The sequence below is a fragment of the Mesorhizobium sp. LNHC229A00 genome, assembly GCF_000502415.1.
Lineage (GTDB): Bacteria > Pseudomonadota > Alphaproteobacteria > Rhizobiales > Rhizobiaceae > Mesorhizobium.
Genome location: NZ_AYWQ01000023.1, coordinates 14618 through 26415 on the forward strand (window position 1 = coordinate 14618; position 11798 = coordinate 26415).

Genomic DNA, 11798 nt, shown 5'->3' on the forward strand with positions numbered 1-11798 from the left:
ACGCGAGTGAAGCCGCCATGCGATGGTTCTCCTTTCCATCATCATGAGTCCCATCGCGCACGCTCACGCCACGAGGTCGCCCGGCGCACGACGACAATAGCTCCGGCAGATTGAAAACGTTGCAACAATAGCTTCAAGTAAGTTTACAGTCTCTTTGCGACCACAGATCGCTGAGCATGGTACCTTCACCGGAGGTCTGAGGTCACAGTCGGCTGAACCAGCTGATGCTCGACGTTCGCTCACACCGCCGCACCGCACGCATCGGAGGGTCCATAGCAATGGCAAGAAAAGCGCTCATCCTGCTTGAAGGGTCACGTGCTAATGGTCCCCTCTACGTCCAAGCGGCCCAACGTCTCGGGCTTCATCCAGTTACCCTGTCGGCTGATCCAACCCGGCACGGCTATCTTGCGGCGGAAGGGCTTGAGGCAGTCCGGGTCGATACAGACAATCTCGATGCGCTGATCGCCGAATNGCGGCGGAAGGGCTTGAGGCAGTCCGGGTCGATACAGACAATCTCGATGCGCTGATCGCCGAATGTTCCCGCCTAGGTGCGATCTATGACATAGCTGGCATTACTGGGCTTGCGAGCCCCGGCGAGTCGGTCTATGCGACAGTCGGCAAGCTCTGCCGCCATTTCGATCTACCGGGACCGAACCCCGCATCGATTGAACGATGCTGCGACAAGTTCGTTCAACGTCAGTTCCTCGCGGAGGCCGGCGTTCTGCAACCTGCTTATCGCTTGGCAGCGGATGCGACGGAGGTGGAAAGCGCTGCCGCGGAAATCGGCTTGCCGGTGGTTCTTAAGCCAGCGGTCGGCAATGGTAGCACCGGTGTCCGATTGTGCCGCAACGCAGATGAGGTCGCCGATCATACGACCTATCTGTTCGGCGGGAAGCACAAATGGCGGTCGTCACCGAGGGTACTGATCGAAGAATTCGCTCAAGGCCCATACTACGAAGCCGAGATAATGGGAAACGCAGTCATTGGGGTTACTGGCGCTGAGTTCGACTGCGGACCACATTTCGTCTTTCGCGACAGCATCTTTCCGGCCCCGCTGACCGATGACGAGCATATACGTATAGCAGATGTTTCGCTGAGCTGTCTGCGGGCTCTCGGCCTTGGTTGGGGGCCAGCGAACATCGAATTCCGGTGGACGAAGCGTGGCCCAGTCGTCATTGAAGTCAATCCGCGCCTTCCGGATGGTATTACTCCTCGGGTGGTCCGGCTGGCTTACGGTATCGATCTCGTCACCGAGCACATCAAGCTTGTCATCGGCGAGGAATGGGATTTGCGCAGAAGTCAGTCGCACATTGCGGCCACGCGGATTCTCGTTCCTGATCGCGATGGCATCCTCGATTGGATCGAAGGCGACAGTCTGGCGGCTGCAATGCCGGGTGTCGCCGAGGTCAAATTGTACGTTGAACCCAAGACCCCGATCGTCAGGAACGGGGATTGCCGAGACCGCATCGGACATGTCATCGCCGCTTCAGCCAGCCTAGGCCAGGCCAAGGCGATACTTCAGCGCGCCGTCGACTTTATCGATTGGTCGATTACGCCATTTCCGACCCCTGGCGAACGGGAGTGATCTGCGGCCCCTTTTTCGTTCACCAGCGCAGGTGGTGCCGGGTAAGAGGACAAAGAGAGCAGATCGATTAGGATAATTTTTGCCGTGCCAGGAACTGCGGATAGCGACCGCATGCCCCTTACTCGCCGCTGGCTCGCTCCCGTTAGCGTCGTGTAAACTCACAGAAAAAGGAGGCCCTGTATGCCCAGAAATACCATCTCCCGCGTCCGCGCCGAGGGCGACGCCTTCTCCATCGGCGTAGCCCTCGGGCGAGCCAGCGCCGGCTTCCTCGAACAAGCCCCGCGCAGCGCGCAAGATCGTGCACTGGAGAAGCGCTGGCGCGGATCGGACTATCTGAAGACGCTGGAATCCGCGGCTCGCGCGACCTATCCCCGCTTTGTACGCGAGATCGAGGGGATCGCCGCGGGTGTCGGGCAGGATTTCGAAACGGTCTTCCTCTGGAACTGCTGGGGCGACCTGCAGCTTCCCGAGGACGTCTCCCCGGCAACGAAAGCGCTTGCCGCCACGGGCTGCACCTCGCTCCTCATTCCACGGGAAGGTGACGGCCCGGCAGTAATTGCCCATAACGAGGACGGCGATGCCAAGATTCTCGGCGCCTGTCTCTGGGCCGAGGTCGAGCCCGATGAGGGCCCGGCCTGGAGCGGCTTCATGTACCCCGGCCAGTTGCTGGGGCACACATTCGGCTCCAATGAGGCAGGGCTCGTCCAGACTGTCAACAACATTAGCGCCCATGATCTTCAGCCGGGCGTGCCGCGGCAGATCATCTGCCGCGCGATCCTCGATGCAAGAAGTCTGGACGAAGCAGTCGACGTACTTAAGCGTAAGGACCGAGCCAGCGGTTTTCATCACAATCTCGGTGAGGCGAAGACGCGCCGGCTTGCCTCTGTCGAGGCGCCGGCCTCCGGCTGCGCCGTTCGGGAGGTCGCCTCGCCGCGTGCCCACGCCAACCACCTGCTCTTCGAGGAATTCGACGGGCTGGAGCAGACGATCACCCTCTCTTCCCGCAACCGGCAGGATGCGGCGGACCGGATGATCGCGGAAGGCGCGCTCGCGAGGGGCGCGGAGGTGGTGCTCTTCGATGAGACCACCCCGATCTATCGCGGCGAGGATGGGCGGCGGGACGATTACGCCCAGACCCTTGCCACGGCCGTCTTCGCGCTTTTCCCGGATCGTGTCGAATGGCGCGTCCACGCCACGCCTGAGGAGCGCAACGCTCTTAGCGGGACGGTGCGCGTCGTCTAGTCACGCATTCGTTCATGCATGGGTGCTTTCGCCGGTACGCTTCTGAATCACGCCATCCAGCCAGTCTGGGTCCATCTGTGGCACCGAACTCATCAGCAGTTGCGTATAGTCATCGAACGGTGGCGAGAGAACGGCATTCTTCTCGCCGAATCTAACTACTCGGCCACGATGCATGACTGCGACCTCGTCCGCAATCGCCTTCACGGTGGCAAGGTCATGCGTGATGAAGAGATAAGAGACTGACAGCTCCTTCTGGAGGGACATCAACAGCTTCAGGATGCCCTCTTGTATCACTTGATCGAGCGCCGAGGTCACTTCATCGCAAACGATCAGATCAGGATTGGCCGCCAACGCGCGCGCGATGGAGATGCGCTGCTTCTGCCCGCCGGAAAGCTCCGAAGGGTAGCGATCAATATAAGCCCCGCTCATCTCGATCATGTCGAGTAGTTCGTTTACGCGCTGATTGGCGGCCGACCCCTTCAGTCCGAAATAGAGTTGCAGTGGACGCGAGAGCAACGTGCGCACTGTGTGGCTGGGGTTCATCGAGGTGTCAGCCGATTGATATACCAGTTGGATACGGCGCAGTATGTCGCGAGTGCGCTCTTTTCGTAACGGCGGAAGCCGAGTGCCATCAAACACCACCTCGCCTTGCTCAACTCTCAGCAACCCGCAAACGACTCGGGCCAAGGTTGACTTGCCTGAGCCGGATTCGCCGACCACCGCAACTGTGTGACCGCGCGGCACCGTGAAACTGACATCCTCCAGCACCCGCACGTGCCCATAAGCCGCGTTGATATGCCGAATATCGAGAATAGGCCCGGCCGCCACGGCCGCCGATTTTTCGAGGCTCCGTACCGCCCAAAGAGTTCTGGTGTAAGGGTGCTCGGGCGACGCAAGCATTCGCCGCGTCTCGGCTTCCTCAACCTTGACACCGTCCTTCAGGACCACGATGCGGTGGGCCATCTGCGACACGAGTGCCAAGTCATGGCTGATGTATATGGCCGCCGTTCCAAACTGCTGGACGACTTTGCGAATGGCCCCAAGGACCTCGACCTGAGTCGTCACGTCGAGGGCTGTCGTCGGCTCGTCGAAGATGATGAGGTCCGGCCCGCAGTTCATCGCCATCGCCGTCATCAGGCGCTGCAACTGGCCGCCAGAGACCTGGTGGGGATATCGTTCGCCGATCCGAGCGGGGTCGGGGAGGGCAAGCTCACCGAACAGGGTCACCGCTCTTTCAACGGCTCGCTTTCGCGGTTCTGTCTTATGGATCTCAGAGCTTTCGACCACCTGATCGATCATCTTGTGCGCAGGGTTGAAGGATGCGGCGGCACTCTGCGCTACATAGGCCACGCGGACGCCGCGCAGATCCCGTTTGACCGATTCCGGGCAGTTGCGGAGGTCGATACCGTCGAAAGTGATGCTTCCATCGACGATTATGCAACCTTCGTTCACGATCCCCAGTCCCGCCAACCCAAGCGTCGATTTGCCGGCACCGGACTCACCGATCAGGCCGATAACCTCGCCGCGATGAACGTCAAGATCTATACCACGCAAAATTGGAACAGTGGTATCGTCGACTAAACCATTGATGACGAGATTGCGAATCGTGAGTAGCAAGGGACCGCGTTCCGTTCCGCTCGGCAAAGGTTCAACCCTCTCGATCGTTGCGTTCTCCTCAGCCATTGGACCCACCCCTGATCTGCAGATACCAATCGACTATGAAGTTGACGGCTACGGTAATCAGAGCGATGGCTCCCGCCGGGATCAATGGGGTGATATCCCCGTAGGTGATCAAACTAGCATTCTCGCGAACCATGGAGCCCCAGTCCGCCATCGGTGGCGGGACGCCAAGGCCGAGGAATGACAGCGAAGAGGTGGTCAACAGCACAAAGCAAAAGCGCAGGCCGAATTCTGCCACCAGTATTGGGAGAATGTTGGGCAGAATTTCCTGAGTGATGATCCATAGCAGGTTCTCCCCCCGAACCTGTGCAGACTCCACGTAGTCCGACACCGCAACGTCCATTGCCAACGCGCGGGCGAGTCGGAAAACGCGGGTTGAATCGAGAATTGCGATGATTAAGATCAGGTTCTGGATCGATGTTCCGAAAACGGACAGCAGCATCAGTGCAAAGATCAACCCAGGGATCGCCATGAGGATATCGATGAGGCGTGAGACCACCTGGTCCACCCAACCACGGAAGAACGCGGCGATGATGCCCAGCGTGCCGCCCATCAAAAAAGCGATACTCGTCGTTATGATGGCGATACCAATGGAATTACGCGCGCCATATATAAGTCGGCTGAGAACGTCTCGACCAAGCTGATCCGTGCCAAGCAGATTTATGCCGTTCCACGGCGCGAATGGTTCCCGGGAGACCAGTTCGGATTCGCCGAAAGGAGCAATCAGGTCTGCGAAAAAGGCAGCGAACAGGTAAACCGCGACGATGGCGAAGCAGAGCTTCACGTTGAGGGGCGCTTTCCGGAGGGCATAGCTAAATCTACTGCGCCTGCCTGAGGTGAGTTTGGCGCGCGAAGAGATATCGGTCGTATTGGGCGTGTTCACGATATCCATCACCTCGGGTGGAGCAGCTTAGGATTCGTGGAGATTGCGATAATGTCCGCAACGAGATTCAGGAGGATGTAGGCGCTCGCAAATATAAGTGCGCACGCTTGCACCAGCGGTAAGTCCCGCGTGCGAACTGCGTCCACCATTGTCTGGCCTATCCCGGGATAGACAAAGACTGTCTCCACCACCACGACGCCCACCACCAGATAAGCCAAATTTACGGCCACGACATTGGCGATGGGGGCCCAAGCGTTGGGTAACGCATGCCGCAGGATGACTCGTGCTGGGGAAGCACCCTTGCATTTTGCCATGTGGATATAGGGGCTGGATAACACGCCGATAATCGCCGACCTGGTCATGCGCATCATATGGGCAATAATCCCGATCGTCAGGGTCAAGACAGGTAAGGTCATACGCCAAACCCAATCGGCGACGTCCATGCCGTCCTTGACGTTGGATAAAGTCGGCAGCCAGCGCAGTCTCACGGCGACAAAAATGAGTAGGATATACGCTATAAGAAATTCTGGAATTGAGATCGTTGTTAGCGAAATTCCGTTCACCACCCGGTCGAAGGCGGCACCCCGATACAGTGCACAGAGGACGCCGAGGACGATCGAAAGTGGAACCGCAATGAGCGCGGTCACACTAGCCAATAGGAATGTGTTGCGGAGGCGCGATGAAATAATGTCGGCAACGAACCGAGGTGCACCTGGACTGGACGATAAGGATTCGCCGAGATCACCGTGGAGGACGCCGCCGACCCATCTGAAGTAACGGGTCGCGACGGGTTGATCGAGGCCAAGGCGGGACTTAAAAGCCGCAACTGTTTCCGGGGTAGCGGACTGACCCAAAATCGCGGTGGCAAAGTTGCCTGGAAGCATGCTGACGGTCGAAAAAATGATGACCGAGACAGCCGCCAGCGTCAAAACGCCGAGGAGCAGTCGAGAGATGATCGTTCGGATAAGAGGCGGTACCATCTTTAAGTTGCGGAGGATCATTTCTTCGGCCTTCCGAGTAGTCACTATCCCCAAGGACATTGAGATGCGGTACAATAGTTGCCGTCGATCTCGGCCGGCAGGCAGATGTTGGCCGCAACGATATCCGCGATTGGACGTTTGCCCAATGATGTAGCACGCATCTGCAACGACCTACGGAGCCACCGCCGAAGACGTTGTATCGCATGCCGTTACGTGGCGTGTTAACAATCGGCATTGAGCCGAGTTCCAAGGAAGAACGCGCCAAGGTGATGAGCGCCTGAAGAATCAGGCGCTCGCGCAATCGTTCGATTTCCAAACTATGCAATCAACCACCAGCGCTCAGACGCACGCCCATTGTCCAGCGGAAAAACACCGCCGACTTTGTTAAAACCAACCTTTTTGGAGACAGCGTTGGTGTAGTTTAGGAAAGCATACACAATCGCGCCGCCGTCATCGTGCAGAATTTGCTGCATTTCCGCGTATTGGGCGCCGCGTTTAGCTTGGTCGGTTTCGCCGCGTGCTGCAACCAAGAGCTCGTCGAATCGCTTGTTGCTGAAGTGGGTTGGATTCCAATCAGCGCCCGTCTGATAAAATTGCGTAAAGAGCCAATCTGCAGTAGCGCGGCCGAAATACTCGGCGGAAACGAACGGTTTCTTTAGCCACACCTTGTCCCAATACCCGTCGTTGGCCTCAAGTACAATATTGATCTCGATGCCAGCCTTGGCGGCTTGCTCCTTGAACAAGGAGGCGGCCTCCACGGCCCCTGTGGCAGCCGACGGAGCCACCGACAGGTCTATCTTCAGTGTCTCGTACCCCGCCTTTTTCAAGTGCTCCTTCGCTTTTTCGATATTGTAGGCATGTTGCGGCTGCGGATCTATGGCAAATGGCAATGATAGCGCCAACGGATTATCATTGCCAAGCTTCGCTGTACCGAAAAAAATCTTCTCTAAGATCTCGTCTCGATTGATCGCGTACTTAAGGGCAAGGCGAACATCTTTATTATTGAATGGCTCCACCTGCGTGTTCATGTCGAAGGAATCATGCCCTGCGCTGGGTACCAGCTGCACTGCAATATCGGGATTGCGTTTCAACATGTTGAGAGTTTTGATATCGACACCTTCCATAAACTGCACCTCGTCGGTAACAAGTGCATTGGTGAGGGCAACGGCGTCCGCGATGACGAGGAACTCGACCTCGTCTAGATAAGGCTTACCTTCTTTGTGGTAGTTCGGATTGCGTTTTAGCTTCGCGCTTACGCCAGGCTCGAATTGCTCAAGCAGGAAAGGACCGGTTCCGACCTTCGCAGTCCAGTCCAGACCGCCCTCGGCCTTTGCCGGCATGATCGGCAGGTGAAAGTCGGCGAGCAGGTATGGGAAGTCGGCGACGCCGCTTTTCAGTTCAAAGGTAACGCCGTCCTTTCCATCGGCCTCGACTGAACCCACCTGGGCCAGCATGGCCTTCGCACCGGAGTTGGTACCCTCGCCCATATGGTGTCGCATAGATGCGATAATGTCCGCAGGGGTGACATTTTTGCCGTTGTGAAAAGTAGTGCCCTTGCGGATCTTGAACACCCACTTAGTGGCGCCCCCCGAAGGTTCAAAGCTCTCGGCCAAATCTGGCACCACCGAGCCGTCTGGGAGGATTTCAGTCAAATTGTTGCACATCGACCCGCCGAGCGCCGCAAGGGCGAATGTACTGGGCCAGGTAGCCGGATCAAGCGTGTCGCTCTGGGACCCACCCCCCACACCGAATTTCATGAATCCGCCCTTAGTCGGTTCGGCCGCATTGGCATGCCCTGGCTTCAGCAGGACGGAGCCGACGCTAGCCAGTGCGGCCGAGGCGGCCACGCTAGCTAGGAATTCGCGGCGAGAAATCTGGCTGGACTGGAAACCGGCCGTTCGTTTATTCCCCTTAGGCATAGAAATCTCCCGATTGCCATTGTTTGTTGTTGTCTTGATGCTTTTAACGGTGCCGCGCCTCTGTGCGGTTTCGATTGCCGGCCCCCTCGAGAGGCGTGCGCATCCCCTGGCGAAGGCGCAGCTCGCAGCCGTTTTCTCGTAAATCCTCCGAGACCTCCCGCTCCTTGTGATGAGCGCCGTACCGGTGACCCCGCCACCTCCTAGGCGGGAGCACTTGTAAGGGTTTTGCGTTTCCGCAAGGAAACTTGAAACGCTAGTTCTCAAGCAGTGGTTCAAAAGAGTGGTCCAAAAACTATTGCGCGTCTAATATTATTTGGGCATAGGGTGATCGCGTATGAGCAACAATGTCCCGGGCATTTGCAGTCTCAGCAGTGCATGATCGCGCGCGACGACCCCGATGCCAAGGCGTTCCAGCATGCGACCGTGTAGGCATTTCGATCCGGCAATGATCGAGGACGCGATTACGCTCAAGATCGCAGATGATCGTTCCGTAGCGCTGCCCTTGGGCCAGGCCCAATCGTCGATGCCGACCGATAGGCGTCGAAGCCGATCGCCAGCTGCTTTCGGCGAGCCGAACCATGCGTCGAGCCTTCGGTTGAACCGCGCAGGGAAGCCTCTCGGTGAAGATCCGGCGCGGGCATGTGGATCGGCGCATCGAAACCGTCCTGTGTGAAGGCGGATTTCGGCAAGCCGCCCCTGCCACGGCAGATCGCTCAACCGGCGCATGTAGTGACTGTGGTCCGGCGGGTTCGGCGGTCGCAACATGGACAGCACAAGCTATCGCCTTCGCCGGGCCACAAGCACCACCACCCTCTCGGCCTGCGGCAGAATTTGGACAATCGAAGCTCGGGTGAAATCAGCGAGCAGAAGGCATGAAGCACGGGCAAATCACGGCGTCGACTGCGATTCCGGCTCTATCAACTTATTCGCACCGTCCGTGAATGCTGCAACCTGCACCAAATATGCGGAAATACCCAATCCTTATCGCCGCGCCGCAGTCCAGCCTAAAGCCGAATGAGCGATGTTCAAGGACCGGGTCGCTGTGGGATACAAGCCGCCCTCCGCGATCGCGACGAACGCCCGAAAATGCCTAAGGGACATACTGTTGCTCATTCGCGATTAATCCATGCCCAAAAAATGTTGGACGCAAATGCTGCGCTAGGCCCCAATCATCCCAATCGCCAGCACGAGCCACCTGAGGATCGGACGCGATAATTTCGATGCATTCGGGAACGACGCCGCGATAAGGGGAACTGCATGAGCATCTCGACTCAGGAAATGTCACATTCGATCTTTAGCTATGACCTCGATGGTGCTGCTCCCAGATCGGATAAGGTTGGCCCGCTGGAGTCCACTTACGTGACTATGCGCGATGGCGTAAGGATCGCGTTGGATATCGTTCGTCCATTGGGTGACGACGCCAACACCAAGCGCGACACCATTCTGGTGATGACACGATACTGGCGCGGCACAAAAGGAGAGTCGTCCAACCAGTGGGCTGATCTCCTCGTACCAAGTGGTCATGCCGTTATCGTCGGAGATTCCCGCGGCACCGGTGCCTCTTTTGGCCAGTGGCCGTATCACCGTGCACGCCCCGAAACACTCGATTTTAGCGAAATACTGGACTGGATCGTCGCCCAGCCCTGGTCCACGGGTCAGGTAATAGGCTACGGCCTGTCCTACACCGCCAACACGGCCGACTGGATGGCTGAGAGAAATCATCCAGCGCTGAAGGGCATTATACCGAGGTTTGCGGACTATGATTCTTATGAGGATTGCTTTTTCCCTGGCGGAGTGCCCAACCTTTTTGTCGTGCAAACCTGGTCCGCCAACGTTAAGGAGCTCGACCGGAATGTGAAAATTCTGGCCAACGGACAGCGCTCGCCGGGGGTTCGTCCTGTAGGACCCGATGGCGAGGCCGACCTTGCCGAGGCGCTGCGTGATCACGAGCGCGCGGTGCCCATTTCCGAGGGATTCCAGCAGGTCACGTTCAAGGATGATCGTCCGACCACCTGGGGAGGAGACTCTATGATCGAGTGGAGCACCCAGGAAGTGGCAGACCGGATCTCTCGCTCACGTACCCCAACCCAAAACTTGGCGGGCTGGTTTGATGGTGGAACGGCGCAAGGTGCAATCCGTCGCTTTCTGGGACAGTCAAATCCGATGAACTTGATCATCGGCCCTTGGAACCATGGTGGCGACCATGCCTATGATCCCCTCCGGGACCCTGGTGAGACGATCGTTCCAACTTTCGCGTCTCAGTATGCAAATGACGTCAGGTTTGCGGGCCTCTGCTTCAACGGCGAGGCTGGCAAACAGCAAGGGAAAGTCCTCCACTACTACACGCTCGGCGAGGGTGCGTGGAAGTCGACCCGTTCCTGGCCGCCCGCAGCCACGCGTCAGCGATGGTACATGACAAGCGGCTCACGCCTAAGCTCATCGCCCAGAGAGGCGGGCTTCGACCAGCTTGAGGTCGACTGTACAGCTGGTGATGTTGAAACGAGCCGATGGGCAACCCAGATTGATTGCAGACAGGTGGATTATGAAGACAGGCGGCAGTTTGACGCCGCTCGTCTCGCCTACACCGGCGAGCCGTTGACGCGTGACCTTGAAGTCACTGGACATCCCGTCGTCCACTTGAACGTAACCTCGACACGTGAGGACGGAGCATTTCTGGTGTATCTCGAAACCGTACGGCCGGACGGGGTATCCCTTTACCTTACCGAAGGGCAACTGCGTGCTGTGCACCGGAAGGTGTGGATCGATTCACCGTTCCGGGCACTCGGGCCGCAGCACAGCTATCTCCGACGCGACGCCGAGCCCCTTATCCCCGGTGAAGCCGCCATTCTCACCTTCACGCTAAATCCAATATCCGCGCTCCTTCCGGCGGGTCACCGCTTCAGGGTCGTTTTGGCCGGCAGCGACAAAACCACATTTGCTACTGTGCCGGCCGATGGACTGCCACCGACCCTCAAGTTCCACCACGGCCAGGCAGGCTGTTGGATCGACCTGCCCGTTATTGAGGCCTGAGCAGAAGCCCAAATCGTTACAAACTACGGATCTGCCGAATGGGGGGAGGTCTTCGGCGATCTTGTTCGGCGGTAAACCGAGATATGACGGTTGGATCCACCGATGAACGCACCCCTCGCCCAATCTCCGCAATGCTCCGCTAACTCCAGTCCTACGTATTCGGCCATGTTATCGAGCTCCTGGTGAAAACCGTAACGACTATGCTCGCAGTTCAAAGAGCAAGCGTTATGCCAACTAGTTGGATCAGCCGGTGACGATGCGAAACGAGCTCTACGGGGCGAGCTGCATCCGCCACAGGCGCGACCAGTTCAGCGACCGACAGTTGGCGATGTCGGAAACCGCACAAAATTGCGCCGTCGCAAACACGTCCCGGCTCCGACCGACTGTCAGTTCTGTCACGCATCGCCGACATTCCCATGGAAGCGGCCAAGCCCGGCAGCGAGGGCCGGATACCGCCGTGGAAATACCAAGAGGATAGT

General features: G+C 58.0%; 6 protein-coding genes and 1 pseudogene. 3 read left to right on the forward strand and 4 right to left on the reverse strand.

Annotated features, from left to right (window positions below; genetic code table 11):
• Nucleotides 1-278: 278 nt before the first annotated feature.
• Both X742_RS01000000170720 and X742_RS143160 read left to right on the forward strand, forming a co-directional pair.
• Nucleotides 279-1585 (forward strand): annotated as a pseudogene (locus X742_RS01000000170720) (acetyl-CoA carboxylase biotin carboxylase subunit family protein).
• 180 nt (nt 1586-1765) lie between these two features.
• On the forward strand, nt 1766-2827 hold the full coding sequence (locus X742_RS143160; protein WP_023774878.1) for a C45 family peptidase: 1062 nt from the start codon (nt 1766-1768) through the stop codon (nt 2825-2827).
• Between the two features lie 12 nt (nt 2828-2839).
• Here the strand turns inward: X742_RS143160 and X742_RS143155 are convergent, their stop codons facing one another.
• The 4 genes from X742_RS143155 to X742_RS143140 form a co-directional block, all read right to left on the reverse strand.
• On the reverse strand, nt 2840-4510 hold the full coding sequence (locus X742_RS143155; RefSeq protein WP_023774879.1) for an ABC transporter ATP-binding protein: 1671 nt from the start codon (nt 4508-4510) through the stop codon (nt 2840-2842).
• Entirely contained in the window at nt 4503-5399 is an 897-nt protein-coding gene (locus X742_RS143150; RefSeq protein WP_032925042.1) for an ABC transporter permease, read from the reverse strand. Before X742_RS143150 ends, X742_RS143155 begins: the two co-directional genes overlap by 8 nt.
• The gene (locus tag X742_RS143145; protein ID WP_245275632.1) at nt 5399-6391 is read right to left on the reverse strand and encodes an ABC transporter permease; all 993 of its coding nucleotides are present in this window, start codon (nt 6389-6391) and stop codon (nt 5399-5401) included. The genes X742_RS143150 and X742_RS143145 overlap by 1 nt, the downstream gene beginning before the upstream one ends.
• A 296-nt stretch (nt 6392-6687) precedes the next feature.
• Entirely contained in the window at nt 6688-8289 is a 1602-nt protein-coding gene (locus tag X742_RS143140; RefSeq protein WP_023774882.1) for an ABC transporter substrate-binding protein, read from the reverse strand.
• A gap of 1257 nt (nt 8290-9546) precedes the next feature.
• On the opposite strand from X742_RS143140, the gene X742_RS143130 reads away from it, so the two are divergent.
• A complete protein-coding gene (locus tag X742_RS143130; protein ID WP_023774884.1) occupies nt 9547-11319 on the forward strand; it encodes a CocE/NonD family hydrolase in 1773 nt (590 codons plus the stop codon).
• Nucleotides 11320-11798 lie beyond the last annotated feature (479 nt).

Excerpts from the sequence above, each read along its gene's own strand:
- X742_RS143160 (WP_023774878.1), top strand. The coding sequence starts at position 1,766 with ATGCCCAGAAATACCATCTCCCGCGTCCGCGCCGAGGGCGACGCCTTC.
- X742_RS143145 (WP_245275632.1), bottom strand. The coding sequence starts at position 6,391 with ATGATCCTCCGCAACTTAAAGATGGTACCGCCTCTTATCCGAACGATC.
- X742_RS143130 (WP_023774884.1), top strand. The coding sequence starts at position 9,547 with ATGAGCATCTCGACTCAGGAAATGTCACATTCGATCTTTAGCTATGAC.
- X742_RS143155 (WP_023774879.1), bottom strand. The coding sequence starts at position 4,510 with ATGGCTGAGGAGAACGCAACGATCGAGAGGGTTGAACCTTTGCCGAGC.
- X742_RS143140 (WP_023774882.1), bottom strand. The coding sequence starts at position 8,289 with ATGCCTAAGGGGAATAAACGAACGGCCGGTTTCCAGTCCAGCCAGATT.
- X742_RS143150 (WP_032925042.1), bottom strand. The coding sequence starts at position 5,399 with ATGGATATCGTGAACACGCCCAATACGACCGATATCTCTTCGCGCGCC.